Origin of the sequence: Pseudoalteromonas sp. HL-AS1, assembly GCF_031198785.1 — a bacterium.
Taxonomy (GTDB): domain Bacteria; phylum Pseudomonadota; class Gammaproteobacteria; order Enterobacterales; family Alteromonadaceae; genus Pseudoalteromonas; species Pseudoalteromonas distincta.
On the sequence record NZ_CP133569.1, the window covers coordinates 3016581 to 3032495 of the forward strand.

The 15915-nt window shown below is 40.4% G+C and carries 19 protein-coding genes; 6 read left to right on the forward strand and 13 right to left on the reverse strand.

Annotated features, from left to right (window positions below; genetic code table 11):
* Positions 1 to 73: 73 nt before the first annotated feature.
* The 5 genes from RB214_RS13975 to RB214_RS13995 all read right to left on the reverse strand — a co-directional run bounded on the left by RB214_RS13975 (position 74) and on the right by RB214_RS13995 (position 4561).
* Positions 74 to 250 (reverse strand): hypothetical protein, encoded by a 177-nt coding sequence (locus RB214_RS13975; RefSeq protein WP_309167598.1) that lies wholly within the window; start codon positions 248 to 250, stop codon positions 74 to 76.
* Positions 251 to 263: 13 nt separating this feature from the next.
* A complete protein-coding gene (locus RB214_RS13980; RefSeq protein ID WP_309167599.1) occupies positions 264 to 1235 on the reverse strand; it encodes an aldo/keto reductase in 972 nt (323 codons plus the stop codon).
* A 143-nt stretch (positions 1236 to 1378) separates the two neighbouring features.
* Positions 1379 to 2509: a sodium ion-translocating decarboxylase subunit beta gene (locus RB214_RS13985; protein WP_008134608.1), complete on the reverse strand. Its 1131-nt coding sequence runs from the start codon at positions 2507 to 2509 to the stop codon at positions 1379 to 1381.
* A 13-nt stretch (positions 2510 to 2522) separates the two neighbouring features.
* On the reverse strand, positions 2523 to 4304 hold the full coding sequence (gene oadA / locus RB214_RS13990; protein WP_024604019.1) for a sodium-extruding oxaloacetate decarboxylase subunit alpha: 1782 nt from the start codon (positions 4302 to 4304) through the stop codon (positions 2523 to 2525).
* Positions 4305 to 4315: 11 nt separating this feature from the next.
* Complete coding sequence (locus RB214_RS13995; protein WP_309167602.1) at positions 4316 to 4561, reverse strand: OadG family transporter subunit; 246 nt, start codon at positions 4559 to 4561, stop codon at positions 4316 to 4318.
* Positions 4562 to 5079: 518 nt separating this feature from the next.
* On the opposite strand from RB214_RS13995, the gene RB214_RS14000 reads away from it, so the two are divergent.
* The 3 genes from RB214_RS14000 (at position 5080) to RB214_RS14010 (ending at position 6105) form a co-directional block, all read left to right on the forward strand.
* Positions 5080 to 5253: a DUF1328 domain-containing protein gene (locus tag RB214_RS14000; protein ID WP_002961939.1), complete on the forward strand. Its 174-nt coding sequence runs from the start codon at positions 5080 to 5082 to the stop codon at positions 5251 to 5253.
* Between the two features lie 58 nt (positions 5254 to 5311).
* Complete coding sequence (locus RB214_RS14005; protein ID WP_002961938.1) at positions 5312 to 5503, forward strand: hypothetical protein; 192 nt, start codon at positions 5312 to 5314, stop codon at positions 5501 to 5503.
* Between the two features lie 134 nt (positions 5504 to 5637).
* The gene (locus tag RB214_RS14010; protein WP_165744115.1) at positions 5638 to 6105 is read left to right on the forward strand and encodes a YcxB family protein; all 468 of its coding nucleotides are present in this window, start codon (positions 5638 to 5640) and stop codon (positions 6103 to 6105) included.
* 50 nt (positions 6106 to 6155) lie between these two features.
* On the opposite strand, the gene csrA is transcribed toward RB214_RS14010, so the two are convergent.
* The 8 genes from csrA to RB214_RS14050 form a co-directional block, all read right to left on the reverse strand.
* Complete coding sequence (gene csrA / locus RB214_RS14015) at positions 6156 to 6347, reverse strand: carbon storage regulator CsrA (protein ID WP_004587515.1); 192 nt, start codon at positions 6345 to 6347, stop codon at positions 6156 to 6158.
* A 91-nt stretch (positions 6348 to 6438) separates the two neighbouring features.
* Positions 6439 to 7656 (reverse strand): aspartate kinase, encoded by a 1218-nt coding sequence (locus RB214_RS14020; protein WP_024597680.1) that lies wholly within the window; start codon positions 7654 to 7656, stop codon positions 6439 to 6441.
* Between the two features lie 6 nt (positions 7657 to 7662).
* Positions 7663 to 10263, reverse strand: coding sequence for an alanine--tRNA ligase (gene alaS, locus RB214_RS14025; protein ID WP_309167609.1), 2601 nt, complete (start codon positions 10261 to 10263; stop codon positions 7663 to 7665).
* Between the two features lie 19 nt (positions 10264 to 10282).
* Complete coding sequence (locus RB214_RS14030; RefSeq protein ID WP_182195286.1) at positions 10283 to 10735, reverse strand: regulatory protein RecX; 453 nt, start codon at positions 10733 to 10735, stop codon at positions 10283 to 10285.
* On the reverse strand, positions 10735 to 11523 hold the full coding sequence (locus tag RB214_RS14035; RefSeq protein WP_024600767.1) for a BPSS1780 family membrane protein: 789 nt from the start codon (positions 11521 to 11523) through the stop codon (positions 10735 to 10737). Before RB214_RS14035 ends, RB214_RS14030 begins: the two co-directional genes overlap by 1 nt.
* Positions 11524 to 11604: 81 nt before the next feature.
* The gene (gene ribA / locus RB214_RS14040; protein ID WP_165735833.1) at positions 11605 to 12228 is read right to left on the reverse strand and encodes a GTP cyclohydrolase II; all 624 of its coding nucleotides are present in this window, start codon (positions 12226 to 12228) and stop codon (positions 11605 to 11607) included.
* 525 nt (positions 12229 to 12753) lie between these two features.
* Positions 12754 to 13197 (reverse strand): low molecular weight protein-tyrosine-phosphatase, encoded by a 444-nt coding sequence (locus tag RB214_RS14045; RefSeq protein ID WP_309167613.1) that lies wholly within the window; start codon positions 13195 to 13197, stop codon positions 12754 to 12756.
* A gap of 34 nt (positions 13198 to 13231) precedes the next feature.
* The gene (locus RB214_RS14050; RefSeq protein WP_024606258.1) at positions 13232 to 13738 is read right to left on the reverse strand and encodes a DUF3087 domain-containing protein; all 507 of its coding nucleotides are present in this window, start codon (positions 13736 to 13738) and stop codon (positions 13232 to 13234) included.
* 156 nt (positions 13739 to 13894) lie between these two features.
* On the opposite strand from RB214_RS14050, the gene RB214_RS14055 reads away from it, so the two are divergent.
* Genes RB214_RS14055 through RB214_RS14065 form a run of 3 tightly spaced genes read left to right on the forward strand, consistent with a single transcriptional unit; the run spans position 13895 to position 15756 of the window.
* Entirely contained in the window at positions 13895 to 14524 is a 630-nt protein-coding gene (locus RB214_RS14055) for an energy transducer TonB (RefSeq protein ID WP_309167614.1), read from the forward strand.
* Positions 14525 to 14537: 13 nt separating this feature from the next.
* Entirely contained in the window at positions 14538 to 15146 is a 609-nt protein-coding gene (locus RB214_RS14060; protein WP_309167615.1) for a sigma-70 family RNA polymerase sigma factor, read from the forward strand.
* Entirely contained in the window at positions 15133 to 15756 is a 624-nt protein-coding gene (locus RB214_RS14065) for a hypothetical protein (RefSeq protein ID WP_309167616.1), read from the forward strand. The genes RB214_RS14060 and RB214_RS14065 overlap by 14 nt, the downstream gene beginning before the upstream one ends.
* Positions 15757 to 15915 lie beyond the last annotated feature (159 nt).

The following is a 15915-nucleotide window of genomic DNA, read 5'->3' on the forward strand; positions in this document are numbered from 1 at the left end:
GTTTATCAATAAACATTAAAAAAGCCTTTGCAGGTTTAACCTGCAAAGGCTTTTTTGTATACGCTATAAACCATTAGTACATTAGTACATAAATGAGCTGAATAACTAAAGACATCATCACTAATGGCCAAATATATTTACTGTATTTGGTTGCGCTGTTGAGCCCTATTTTACTTTGATACTTTTCAAGCAAGGGTATAAGTATCGCCAGCGCAACAAACAAACCAATTAAAATAACGAATATGTCCATATTAATGCCCTACTTATGGTAATTCGTGGCCTTTAGCGCTTACATAAAGTGCATACCAATGCTCCCGAGTTAACTCTACGTTTACAGCATCACAAGAGGCTTTAATCCGTTTAGCACTAGTTGTTCCAATAATTGGCTGAATAGATGCGGGGTGGCGAAGCAACCATGCAAGTACAATTGCCTCAGCAGAGGTTTCATAAAGTGCAGCCAGCTTATTAACTAAAAGACTGGTGTTGATATCTGCCTGAGATGCGTTTGATAAATCACTACCGCTGTACAAGCCTTGGCATAAACTACCCCAGCTTTGAATTTGGATTTCAAAATGACGACAGTACTCAATACTACCTGGCGTAAAATTAAGATCTTTACCGTCACTGTTACCGGCATATACACCTTCATCAACAAACTGATGTTTTTGCAAACTAGCCTCAATTTGATTAGCAACAATTGGCATATCAAGCGCATGTTGTAAAAAGTTCATTTGGTGCTGCTGCATATTAGACACTGCAAAATTGCGCACTTTACCGCTTTCTTTTAAGCAACTAAATATGCGAGCAATTTCGTTAACTTCCATGAGTGGATCAGGGCGATGCAGCATAAGTACGTCTAAATAATCTGTGTTTAATCGTTTTAATGATGCTTCAACTGACTGCTCAATCCACTTTTGGGAAAAATCATAACGCTTTGGCCCTAAGTCATCTTCAAATCGAATCCCACACTTAGATTGAATATACATGTGCTCTCTAAGCTCTGGCCGCTCACTTAATGCTTTACCAAAAACCTGCTCTGCTTTACCAAAAGTATAAATATCAGCATGGTCAAAAAAATTAATACCACCTTCAATGGCGTTATCTATACATTCATGAGCTTGCTTAACATGTGCATCAGTGATTGCGTCTTTATTCCAACCGCCTCCCAGACCCATACATCCAAATACAAGTTTACTAACGTGAGGCAAGTGCTTTGCTAAAGGCGTGTGAAGCATGATAACTATCCTTAAAATGTTGAAGAGCTGTTACTGTAAACAAAAAGTGCTGAACAAGAAACCATTTAGCGGTGAACAAATTAAGAACAAAAAAAAAGCGCAGTAAACTGCGCTTAATGGTTAATCTATTTTAAATTACATTTTTAGCCAACAAGTGCTAATAAAATACCCGCAGCAACTGCACTACCAAGTACACCCGCTACGTTGGGTCCCATTGCATGCATAAGTAAAAAGTTATGTGGGTTACTTTCAAGGCCAACTTTATTAACTACTCGTGCCGCCATTGGCACAGCCGATACACCTGCCGCCCCAATTAATGGATTTATAGGCGTTTTAGATATTCGGTTAAGTCCTTTTGCCATAAATACGCCAGATGCCGTACCAATTGCAAAAGCCAGTGCGCCAAGCACTAAAATACCAATCGTCTCAACAGTTAAAAACTTATCTGCAGCAAGCTTTGAACCAACAGCTAAGCCTAAAAATATAGTTGTAACATTGATGATTTCGTTTTGAGCACTGTTACTTAATCTATCAACAACACCCGACTCTCGCATTAAATTACCTAAACAAAACATACCTACAAGCGGTATAGCAGCCGGTAAAAACATTGCCGTTAAACTAAGTACCATAAGAGGAAAAATGATCTTTTCCTTTTTAGATACCTTACGTAATTCAGGCATCTTAATTTGGCGCTCTTCTGGTGTGGTTAGCGCACGCATAATTGGCGGCTGAATAATTGGCACAAGTGCCATGTATGAATATGCAGCTACTGCTATTGCGCCTAGTAAATCAGGTGCCAGTTTTGATGCTAAAAATATTGCTGTTGGCCCATCGGCACCACCTATAATGGCAATAGCCGATGCGTCCTGTAGAGTAAATTCAAAACCTGGCACATAGTTAAGTAATATAGCGCCAAACAATGTAGCAAAAATACCAAACTGTGCAGCCGCACCTAATAACAACATACGTGGGTTTGCAATAAGTGCGCTAAAGTCGGTCAGCGCCCCTACTCCCATAAATATCAACAGCGGAAAAATCCCCGTATCAATACCCACATAATAAACGTAGTACAAAAGCCCACCTGGGTCTGACAAACCTGCCACTGGTACATTTGTTAAAATTGCACCAAAACCAATAGGTAGTAATAATAGTGGTTCAAAGCCTTTAGCTATCGCTAAAAACAGTAATAAACACCCTACCGCAATCATTATTAACGATGGGATTGTAAAGTTAGCAATGCCTGTCGCATTCCAGAGGTTTAAAATACCTTCCATCCTCTATTTACTCCTAAGCTAATGCAATCATAGCGTCGCCGGTAGTTACAGCATCGCCTTCACTAACTAACACTTCAGCAATTGTTCCGGTATGCGTAGCGCGTATTTCAGTTTCCATTTTCATGGCTTCCATAATAATCACTACATCGCCTTCGTTAACAACTTGCCCAGCTTTTACCTTAATCTTAAAAATATTACCGGCTAGAGGCGCGTTAAGTGTTTCACCTGATGCAACCGAAGCAGACTGAGGAATGTGCTCAGAGTCTTTTAATGTTACTTCTTTAAGTTCACCACCTTGCGCTACTACCACGTCATAAACTTTACCATCTACTTTTACGCTGTACTGCTCAGCCTTCACTTTGTTACTATTTGAAGCTGATTTAGAAGGCGCTTTACTGCTTTTATCTTCAACAGAAGGTACTGGCTCAAATGCATCTGGGTTGTTGCGGTTTTTAATAAACTTCAAACCAACTTGTGGGAATAATGCATAAGTTAATACGTCATCAATTTGATCATCAGCAAGTGTTAAACCTTGCTCTTGTGCTTCTTTTAATAACTCAGCTTCAAGCGTTGCAAGCTCAGGTGCAATGTTATCAGCAGGGCGACAAGTAATAACTTCCGCTCCATCAAGCACGCGCTCTTGTAGCTCTTTATTCATTGGTGCTGGTGTTAAGCCATATTCACCTTTTAATACGCCAGCAGTTTCTTTAGTAATGGTTTTATAACGCTCACCCGTTAGCACATTAAGTACCGCTTGAGTGCCAACAATTTGCGACGTTGGTGTTACTAAAGGTAAAAAGCCAAGATCTTCACGTACACGTGGGATCTCAAGTAAAACCTCATTAAGCTTATCGGCTGCGCCTTGCTCTTTAAGTTGGTTTTCCATGTTTGTAAGCATGCCACCAGGTACTTGAGCTAATAAAATACGCCCATCAACCCCTTTTAAGCTACCTTCAAATGCCGCATATTTTTTACGTACATCTCTAAAGTAAGCAGCAATTTCTTCTAGGTGGTTTAAATCAAGCCCAGTATCACGCTCAGTCCCTTCAACTATCGATACAATAGTTTCAGTTGCAGAATGTCCATAAGTCATACTCATTGATGAAATAGCGGTATCGAGCATATCAATACCAGCATCAATTGCTTTTTGGTAAGTAGCAGTACTTAAACCTGTTGTAGCGTGGCACTGCATAGCAATTGGAATAGATACAGTTTCTTTAAGTGCTTTAATTAGTTTTTCAGCATCGTACGGCTTTAATAAACCCGCCATATCTTTAATACAAATTGAGTGACAACCCATATCTTCAAGCTGCTTTGCAAGAGTTAGCCACATATCAAGTGTATGAACTGGGCTAACTGTGTACGAAATAGTACCTTGAGCGTGAGCGCCTACTTTTACAGCCGCTTTAATAGCTGTTTCTAGATTGCGAACATCGTTCATTGCATCAAATATACGAAATACGTCAACGCCATTTTTATGTGCACGTTCTACAAATTTTTCAACTACGTCATCAGCGTAATGGCGGTAACCTAATAAGTTTTGACCGCGTAATAGCATTTGCTGTTTAGTATTAGGCATCGCTTTTTTAAGTGCACGAATACGCTCCCAAGGATCTTCGCCTAGATAACGAATACACGAGTCAAATGTAGCACCGCCCCACGATTCAATAGACCAATAACCCGCATCGTCTAATTTGCTAGCAATCGGTAGCATATCGTCTAGGCGCATACGCGTTGCTAATAATGATTGGTGAGCATCGCGTAATACCAATTCTGTTAATTTTAATTTAGCCATGTGTGTGCCCCTTATTTATTATTTGATTTGTACTGAGCAATGGCAGCACTAATAGCAGCGATGTGCTCATTAGGCACACCTTGAGATTTAAAAGATGGTGATTTAACTGGTGGCGCCACGTCAGGTTCGCTAAAGCGCGTCACCAAATTAGACATAAGCGTTACTGCACCAATTAATATCGACAGAAATACAAACACCCCAACCATGCCAGTAAGCATTAAGTTACCAGCCGTTGTGAGTAGAGCACCTATATCCATTTTTCTCCCCTTGAAACCCATATCGAAAATAAAAAATCGATTTAATTAAATATTTATTCACTGGATAATAACAAAACTAATCGCTTTGTCTACATCTTGTAAATTGGTAAAACCAATTAAACAATAAACAACATAACACTCAATTAATTTACATGCTATAACTCAGCAATCACGCGCTCTACAATACATACAAGAAATAACGACTATAGCTAATAGTTATATGGAAGTTGTTAATTAACTATCAAGCCAAGTAAAAATAAACACCAATTTTTAATATAAAATGCAAAGCCATAACCACTTGTTAATTGGTCTTACCAAATAAAGTCTGTTTAGTGAATATTTACCAGTTATTTGCAACAGTGTGAATAACTTACATAACAAAGCGTAAAAGTTACTAAGCAACTAATAACTAGAGTAACAGCAAAAAACCATAACCAATTGATATTTATAACAAATAAACTTTGGCATATAACTGGCATTAGTTATTATGAGCAAATTTGATAACCAAGGAGAAAACAATGTTACGCTGGACAATTACATTTTTAGTTATTGCTTTAATCGCTGCAGTGTTAGGTTTTGGTGGCATCGCAGGTGCCGCAGCTGGTATAGCAAAAATTATATTTTTTATCTTTTTAGTACTTTTAGTGATTTCATTAGTTTCAGGTGCACTACGTGGTAAATCACCCAGGTAGATAAAGCATTCAACTAACAAACACTAAAATTTAATTAATACTTACAAGGAATTACACTATGAACTCTACAACTTTAAAAGCAGCACTAATCGCAGTATTTGCAGGTTTTTTCATGATGGGTTGTGAAGACAACCATGCAGAAGATGCTGGCGAACGTATCGACGAAGCAGTAACTGATGTGCAAAACTCTGTTGAAGATGCATGTGAAAATGTTAAAGAAGGCGTGAACGCTGAAGAAACTAACTGTTAATTCTTCTTGTACCGCTAAAAAAAACGGCTTTCGAGCCGTTTTTTTGTGCCAGTAATAAAATCACTGACTATAAAGCTGCTCATTTAGCAGTTAGCTTGTTAAAATAAAAAAAACGATATTTAAAGCAAGGAAAAATGGCATTCACAACCACCTACACATTAGATAAACCCTACTTTTACGAGTGTTTTGATGAGTCACTCCCTTATAGTAAGCGTGCAAAACCTAAATACTTTTTACTTGTGTTGTTAGTTGCGCTTGGTTTATTTGGCATTTATGTTTTAGACGATCATTACTTAGGATCGTTTATGATCATGTTAGCGGTACTCGAGTGCGTCGCTTTTTACTATCGCAGACCATGGTGGGTAACCAGACAAATGCTCAGCAGAGCATCAGGCTCTGAGGTAACACTTACCTTTGATGAAGAAGGTATTAAATCTGCTAATCATTACAAAAGCTATCAATTAGAATGGCAAAATATAAGCGAAGTAATTGACACCCAGCAAGGTATTATTATTAAAAACAAAAGCGGCATGCAGTACATATCAAAACAAATACTTAGTCCTGAAACACTCGCTTTTATAAACAAAAAAGCCACTCAGTGAGTGGCTTTTAGTCTAGTTGAGTTAATTACTCAACTACGTATACGTGTTGATTAAGCATTGCCCGGATTAGGGTTCGACTTTTCAGCTTGTATGCGCATGTAAATCTCTTCACGATGCACTGATACGTCTTTTGGTGCATTAACACCGATTCGAACTTGATTTCCTTTAACACCTAGAACAGTAACTGTTACTTCGTCACCAATCATTAGGGTTTCACCTACTCTACGAGTTAGTATTAGCATTCTCTTGCTCCCATGTTCCAATAAAAATTATAAGATTCCGCTTAAACATACTAATGAAAATTAGACTGAAAAGTAAGTAAAAACTCGCAATCTATCCATTTTCTGTTAAAAATGCCTTGTGTAATGCACGAACAGCTAACTCTAAATACTTTTCATCTATTAAAACTGAAATTTTAATCTCTGAAGTCGAGACTAAAACCACATTAATATTTTCCTGCGCTAATGCATCAAAAAATAAACTAGCGACACCAGAATGTGATTTCATACCCATGCCAACAGCAGAAACTTTAGCTACTGCTTGCAATCCGCTTATATTTTGAGCACTGAGCTGAGCTTGATCTTCACTCAATAATTCAAGTGCTTGCAGATAATCATTCGAGTGCACAGTAAAAGCATAGTCTATTTTTTCAAAGTTATGATTAACTTGATTAATCATATCTATTTCGATGCCATTTTCGGCAAAAAGTTTCAATATTTTTGAAAGATATTGCGTGCCCGTTGGCACACCTTGTACCTTAATTAAACATTCGTCACGATTAAACGCAATCCCCGATACCACCTTGCTTGGCATATCGTTCTCCTCAAAACTTATTAATGTACCTTCATCGGGATTAAAGCTCGAAAGCACCCTAAGTGGCACATTATGTTTTCCTGCGGCTTCTACTGAGCGAATATGCAAAACTTTCGCCCCTAAACTTGCCAGCTCTAGCATTTCGGCAAAGGTAACTTGGCTCATTCTGCGCGCGTTAGGTTCAACACGAGGATCTGTAGTATATACGCCGTCAACGTCTGTATAGATCTGGCATTCGTCAGCTTTTATAGCCGCTGCTATTTCTACAGCCGATGTATCGGTGCCGCCGCGCCCAAGCGTTGTAATGTTGCCCTCAACATCACGCCCCTGAAACCCAGCAATAATAGCAATACGATTATGCTCAAGCTCATGCTTTAAACGCGTAGCAGCAACCTCTGCAATACGAGCTTTACCAAACATGTTATCGGTTAAAATATTGACTTGATCGGCTAATAGGCTCACAGCAGAGTGGCCACGTTTTATAATAGCCATAGCAAGTAGTGATACAGAAACCTGCTCTCCGGTGCTAATTAGTACATCTAGTTCACGGCTACTCGGGCGAGTATCAATTTGTTTGGCGAGATTAATTAAGCGGTTGGTTTCTCCCGACATAGCCGAGAGCACCACAACCACTTGATGTCCTTGTTGTCTGGTTTTTACAACAAGGTCGGCGACTGCTTCAATTCGCTCTATTGAGCCGACCGAAGTGCCACCGAATTTTTGAACAATAAGCGCCACTTAGGCTTAAGTACGCTCAGTTAACCAAGCTGTAACGCTATCTAGTGCAGCAGCAAGGTTTTGTGGCTCACTACCACCAGCTTGTGCCATATCTGGACGACCGCCACCTTTACCACCTACTTGGCCTGCCATGTGGTTAACTAACTCACCGGCTTTTACTTTGCCTGTTAAGTCTTTAGTAACACCAGCAATTAGGCTTACTTTGTCGCCACTGGCAACACCCAGTGCAATAACACCTGAGCCAATTTTGTTTTTAAGGTCATCAACCATACCGCGCAGTGCTTTAGATTCAGTACCTTCAACATTTGCTACAAGTAGCTTAACGCCGTTAATTTCAACAATCGAATCAAGTAAAGATGCACCCGCCGCACTTGCTAACTTATCGTTAAGCTGGGCAACTTGTTTTTCAAGCCCTTTCGACTTTTCAAGTAAGGCAGTTACTTTTTCAAGCACTGACGCATTGTCACCTTTTACAAGCGCTGCAACATCAGCTAATTGTTGCTCTTGCTCGCTTACATAAGCAATTGCCTCTGCACCTGTTACCGCTTCAATTCGACGAACACCAGCAGCAATACCGCTTTCAGATACAATTTTGAATAAACCAATGTCACCCGTACGCTCTACGTGTGTACCACCACAAAGCTCGATTGAGTAATCACCAATAGTCACAACGCGTACTTCGTCATCGTACTTTTCGCCAAACAGTGCCATTGCACCTTTGGCTTTAGCATCATCAATTGCCATTAGCTCAGTGTTAAGAGCAAAGTTACGACGAATTTCGTCATTCACTACGCGTTCAATTTCGCGCAGTTCTTGTTTGGTCACCGCTTCAAAATGTGAGAAGTCAAAACGCAGACGATCTGGCTGCACAAGTGAGCCTTTTTGCGATACGTGCTCGCCTAAAAGCTGACGCAGTGCTTCATGCAAAATATGCGTAGCGGTGTGGTTTTTCTTAATGCTATCGCGGCGTGCATCGTCAATAGTCGCATCCACTTTATCGTTAACACCAATACGTCCTTGAACTGTTCCATGATGAGCAAAAGCATTACCCAATTTAGTGGTATTCGTTACATTAAACTCACCACCGGCAACAGTAATTGTTCCGCTATCACCAATTTGGCCGCCTGATTCAGCGTAAAACGGAGTACGGTTTAAAACAATAATACCTTGTTGACCATCTTCAAGTAACGATACCGATTCGCCACCGGCAAAAATTTCTACCACAGTGCCACGGTAATGATTACTATCATAGCCTTTAAAATCAGTGTGCTTATCTGATTTTAATTGCTCATTATAATCTGCACCAAATTTGCCTGCTTGCTGTGCTGTTTTACGTTGCACTGCCATACATGCTTCAAAACCTTGATGGTCAATGGTCATTTGGCGCTCACGCGCTACATCGGCTGTTAAATCGGCAGGGAAACCATAGGTATCGTAAAGTTTAAATACTAAGTCACCTGGGATCACATCCCCGGTTAAATCACTCAAGCTTTCTTCTAAAATAGCTAAACCACGCTCAAGCGTTTTACCAAACTGCTCTTCTTCAATACGCAGTACTTTTTCAATAATTTCTTGTTGCTTAGCAAGTTCTGGGTACGCTTGACCCATTTGCTCAATAAGTGCAGCAACCAATTTATAGAAAAACGCGCCTTTAGCACCTAACTTATTACCGTGACGTACTGCACGACGAATAATACGACGCAATACATAACCACGGCCTTCATTTGAAGGCATAACCCCATCTGAAATTAAAAATGCACACGAACGAATATGATCGGCTACCACGCGAAGTGATTTATCATCCATATCTTGTGCATTAGTAACGCTTGCAGCGGCCGCAATTAAGCCTTGGAATAAGTCGATTTCGTAGTTTGAATGCACACCTTGTAAAATAGCTGAAATACGCTCAAGGCCCATACCTGTATCAACAGATTGCTTAGGAAGTGGCTCCATAGTCCCGTCGCTTTGACGGTTGTATTGCATAAATACTAAGTTCCAAATTTCAATGAAACGGTCACCATCTTCTTCAGGTGTGCCCGGAGGACCGCCCCAAATATGCTCGCCGTGATCATAAAATATTTCAGAACATGGACCACAAGGACCGGTATCACCCATAGACCAAAAGTTATCGCTAGTTGCAATACGAATAATACGATCTTCAGGTAAGCCTATATCGTTAGCCCAGTAGCCAAAGGCTTCTTCGTCATCATGGTAAATAGTTACTAACAGCTTTTCTTTTGGTAGTTTTACAACCTCAGTTAAAAACTCCCACGCAAATTTAATTGCATCTTGCTTAAAGTAATCACCAAAGCTGAAGTTACCTAACATTTCAAAAAATGTATGGTGGCGAGCAGTGTAGCCTACGTTTTCTAAATCGTTATGCTTACCGCCAGCACGTACACAGCGCTGCGAACTTGTCGCACGTGTACAAGGGCGGCTTTCTGCGCCTAAAAATACATCTTTAAATTGCACCATGCCGGCATTATTAAATAACAACGTGGCATCGTTACCCGGTATAAGCGAGCTAGAAGGTACTATTTGATGTTGCTTGCTGGCAAAAAAGTCTAAAAACTGTTGCCTAATTTGTGCGGTAGTCATGTGCTGCATTTGAAAGTCTCACCTGTATTTACTGTGCTTGCATTGCAAAATTAATTTCATCGTAGCTAAAACCCCGATACATTAAGTAGCGCACGCGCTTAGCTTTATCTTTGTAATCGAGATCGGCCGGTGTATTCGAATATTTTTTATTGTACGCATCCTGCGCAAGCTCAAACCAATCTACTTCAAGCTCTTCAACTACCATTTCAAGTAGCGAACGGTCAATCCCTTTGCCCATAGCTTCGCTTTGTATTCGCTTAAGCCCGTGGCATTTAAATATGTGTTTTCTTACAAAGCCTTCACAGTATCGCTGCTCGTTAATAAAATTGTGCTTTTCGCACCAATCAAGCAGCGTTTCAATAAACTCTTCTGTCGCTTCTTTTTGCTGTAATTTGAGCGTTAACTCACGACGCGAATATTCTTGGCGCCCAAGTAACCAAAGTACATAATTTTTTAGTTTTTGCTTTAATTTATCATCCATTAAGCGTCAAAACGCCCGCTTGTTTCACTGCTAAGTGGCTTAACATTAATGTCGTCACTTGGTGGTACAACAGGCATAAAAATGGCTTGATAAGATACAAAAAAGCTAATGTAGCAAATCGGCATTAAAATCAACAGTGGTAAGAACGATAAGAACATCGAAAGCGCCATAAATAATGCGCAAATAAGGCCAAAAACGCCAAGTGGCAAAATGTTATGATAAAACACCATTAACGATTTTTTAAGTGCCGTTAAAATACGTGTTTCTTTACTAAAATAAACAAGCGGTACAGCGTACGCAAATGCCGTTAAATAAATTAGCATTGCCATAAAAAATAAAATTACATTTGCGCCCGAAATACTATCAAGCATTTGTTCAAGTGCTACGTTTGGATCAAGCCCTGGTTGGCTCATAACAGCCACTGCATCGGCAAATAAGCCATTAGCAAGTAATGCCATTAAAATGCCCGCACCCATTTGGTAAAGTGCTAAACGCAATAACCCTAAGCGATTCCCTTTTGCCGTAAATGGCTTGAGAATATCGGCCAGCATAATTTTTCCGCCCTGCTGCTTACTAAGCACCGCTTGATAAAACCCTGCGGTTAAAAATGGCGTAGCTAGCGCTGCTACCACTTGCAGTAAAGGTAAAAATAAAGACAGCAGCCCTACAATGCCAATAAATAAATGCATAAAAATAAAGGTTGCTGGCTGGGTTTTAAAAATAAGCCATCCGGCTTTTAACCACTTTAGCCCTGCATCGGCTTTAAAAATTCGTAATTGTGTAGACATACTTGCTCTTAATTTAAAACGAAACACGCCAAGTATAACTTGGCGTGAGGGGGTATTAATAGACGAAACGTAATTAAATGATTAAGGTTTTTTAATTTTCTTAATATCTAACATATGCGCGCCATGCTTAATTTTTGTTTCTAGGTACGATTTATTACCCGCAACACCCGCTTTAATGTGCGCATGCGTGCCCACAACCGAGTCAACATTAATACCGGCGTCTTTTAATGCGTTAAGCTTTTTAGGATTATTGGTCATTAATTTAACGTGGCTTAAATTAAGCGCATTGAGCATTAATACCGCATCCGAAAAATCACGTAAATCATCAGCAAAGCCTAAATGATTATTAGCTTCGTAGGTGTTCATACCTTGCGATTGCAATACGTAAGCATCAATTTTGTTGTATAAACCAATGCCACGACCTTCTTGGCGTAAATACAATAAAATACCGCCTTTTTCGTGCATCATTTCAATACATTCATTTAGCTGCTCGCCGCAATCGCAACGCGATGAGTAAAATACATCGCCTGTTAAACACTCTGAATGCATACGAATAAGCGGTACATCTTGCTCTGTATCAGCGTTGTTAAACACCATAGCAATATGTTCTTTACCATCTTTTAAATCAGTAAATGAGATTATTTCTGCAGGGATATCACTATTTCTGCCAACATTAAGCTGGACTCTTGCTCTTACTTGCGCCACGACAAATCCAAATATTTAAATAACTACGACACGACAATAAAGTGATAATATCACAAAATAGGATAAATACACCGTAGTACAAGACTGTTTATGGCAATTATATGGCGACGACAGGCGTTATTTTCAAGAGAAGTGAAAGAATTGTTGTAGCCTCTAACGTCTAATGTAGGCGGGAGTTTACCTCGCGCAAATAAAACATAAACTCAAACATAAAAGCGCGGCATAAAGCCCCGCCTACAAATACAACACCGCCTTGTAGGCGGGAGTTTACCTCGCGCAAATAAAACATAAACTCAAACATAAAAGCGCGGCATAAAGCCCCGCCTACAAATATAACACCGTCTTGTAGGCGGGAGTTTATCTCGCGCAGGTTTTATAGTGGAGTTTACCTCGCGCTTTATAACGTTAATTTAAGCTACCAACTCAACGCCATCGAGCGAAGCGACACCCGTCAAAATGGTTATAACTCAAGTGCAGCTCCACTTTAAAATTAATCGCCACCAAAAACTCGTTAAAGCTTATGCCTTAAATTTTAGCGAGTATTTTATCGCTAGCCGCTTCTATTAAATCGAGCACATTTTCAAAGCCATCATCGCCGCCGTAATAGGGATCGGGAATAGCGCTTTGGGCTTGCTCGCCATATTCTAAAAACAGCGCTAATTTGTACTGTAGATGCTCAGGGCACTGGGCTTTTAAATCTGCTAAATTTTGCGTATCGGCCGCTAAAATTAAATCGAACTCAGTAAAGTCGCTTGTACGCACTTTACGTGAATAAATACCTTTAAAGCTGTAACCGCGCTTCTTCCCGGCTGCCATTGAGCGACTATCAGGCGTTTTACCTTCGTGATAGCCAATAGTGCCCGCCGAATCAACGTTAATACCTAGCTTTTTAGCGCGGGCTTTTAATACCGCCTCTGCGGTTGGCGAGCGGCAAATATTACCTAAACACACTATGAGTACTTTTTTCATTAAGGCTCCTCCAACTAATTTAAAAACCTAAGTTTTAAAACTGTTTTAAAATGCTTTCATCGTAATCTTCAACATTAAGCGTTACGTTATGTTGCGCTGCAACAGATTCAAGCTCAGCTTGTTTAATGGCTAAATCGTCCATGGTGATTAGATTATCGTCTAGCTGCCACAATAACCGAGAGCCCGCGTAGCTATAATGAATCGCCAATAACGCATCGGCATTACCTTCACGGCCAGCGGCTTTTAACTTAGCCATTTTACGGGTTATTTTATTAAGTGCTTTTTTAAGCTCCCACACATAAACAACTTCTGTCATAAAGCTATGTGTACGGTATTTATTAAGTAACCACGCAAGCCCAACGCTTGTAATAGCAACGCCTATTAAGTTCCAATGAAAGTGGCTACCACTTTCATCAGGAAATAAAGCAATCAGCGTTTGCGATATAGCCAAACTGCCTACAGCCAAACCAATACCGCATCCTGCAATAACACGGTTTAAATGTTTACGGTAACGCGCTTTATTTATTTCAATGAGTTGCATAACAGCCTAAAAAGTTAATAAGTAAAAGAATGCGAATGGCTATTGTAACTAAACCCCACATTTTTTATAAAATTATTTCACCCCTTTTTGATTTGCCACCCGTTATAGCTTTGAAAACACCCTAATTGTAGTGGTCAATAAAATTTGGAGCGGCTTATGCACACACTTGAAGTACCTAACAACCCAGTATTTATTAAAACATCGACCGCCGTTATTGGCGGCGCCGCAATGACCTTTGCAGCTTTTGCGTTTATGCAATATTTAATAAGTGGCGAGCAACGCGCACCAATTAAACCAGGGGGCGATATTATAGTAGAGATTTTTCAGGCGCCTGAGGATTCAAAAGTCAGGCATATACAAAAAATACAGCCGCCACCGCCAATGCCTAAAGTGCCGCAAAAAGCTCCACCGCTTGATGCATCAGCCGATCCTGTGTTGGCAATTAGCGACCTTACGCCAGTTACAATTGACGATTTTGGTGGCGACATTAACAATACCATTAATCGCCCTACAGGGGATGCAACACCCATAGTGCGCATAAACCCTAAATACCCAACTACAGCCGCGCGCGATGGTATTGAAGGTTGGGTGCAACTAAGCTTTAGTATTTCGCCCACCGGTGAAGTAATCGACCCATTAGTTATTAACGCCGAGCCAAAACGCACCTTTGACCGCGAAGCAATAAGAGCTATTAAACGCTGGAAATATCGCCCCAAAGTAATTGAAGGTGTGGCACAATTACAAACAGGTCAAACTGTACAGCTCGATTTTAAATTACAACAATAAAAGCGATGAGCCTATGCTACTAAGTATTAAGTCATGGTTATTTGAAACGCCAAGCAAGGACTGCTTGGCAAGTTACGCAAAAAGTGGCGACAATCGTTACTTAGAGCAGCTTATTGCCCTCTACAGTAACGACTTATACCACTACCTTGTTACGCAATCTAATACGCATTTAGCATACGACGTAAGCCAACAAACATGGCTAAAAGTAATCGAAAAACGCCACCTTTACCAAGCCCAAACCACACCCAAAGCATGGTTGTTTAAACTTGCCCGCAACACACTCATTGACGAATACCGCAGGCAACAGCACTTTGTAGAGCTTGACGAAAACACGCATTTAGCAGCACAAAATGATAAAAGCGAAAACAACTTAAATAGTGGTGACTTAACTAGCAAAGACTCGCATATAGGAAGCTCAAACATAAGTTACGAAGCGTTCGACGCCGCCCTAAAACAACTCAGCTTTGTACAGCGTGAAGCCATAACATTGCAACAAGAAGGCTTTTCGCTCGCCGACATAGAACTTATAACGCAAAGCAGCCTTGAGACCATTAAAACAAGGCTGCGCTATGCCAAGCAAAACCTTAAACGTTTATTAGGAGCAAACAATGAACAAGCCTGATGAGCCGCTTGATCAAAAGCTCACACAACACTACAAAGAGCGAAAAGCGCGCACTACACTTACAAGTGTTCAGCAAAAAGCGCTACTTAAAAAGGCCACTAACACAAAGCCTAAAAAGCTCGGCTTTACGCTACAGCTAACCAGCCTTGCCTGCGCACTGGGTGTATTTGCTTTTATTGTGTTTGATAATAACGATGGCATTAACCACGCGCCTAAAACTGTACTTAACAGCGAATTTAACACCATAGACATTCACGACTATTCAATTATAAAAACACACGAAATAAACCAAGCAGGCACCTACGCAAGCTCCATAAACGAGCAAAAACACGCGCTTGATAATCAATTAGCTAACGATTTACGTCGCCACCAACAACGCCACATAGAATACGGCACTCTAGTGAAGGTAGATAACGACTGGTACATAGCCAGCTGTAATGACGAGGTGCTAGTGCAAATTAAGCATTCACTGTTGAGTGATTTAAAGGGTAAACACGCGGTTGAAAGTAATATAAATACCGGTGATATGCTCGCCATGGCGCATAACGGCAAAGGGCAAATTATTGCGCTTAAACATGCGGGTGCTGGGGTTAGGCAATGTGGGGCTTAGGTTGGTTTGGCTCAGTTAAGGTTGGTGGTAATTTAGATAAATATTACCACCGAGAACACAGAGGCGCTACGCGCTGCACAGAGATAGTTAACTATCGCCCATGTAATCTAATAGTGAGGAAAGCTCTATAAAATCACGATATTGCTCTTTAGTAATTTT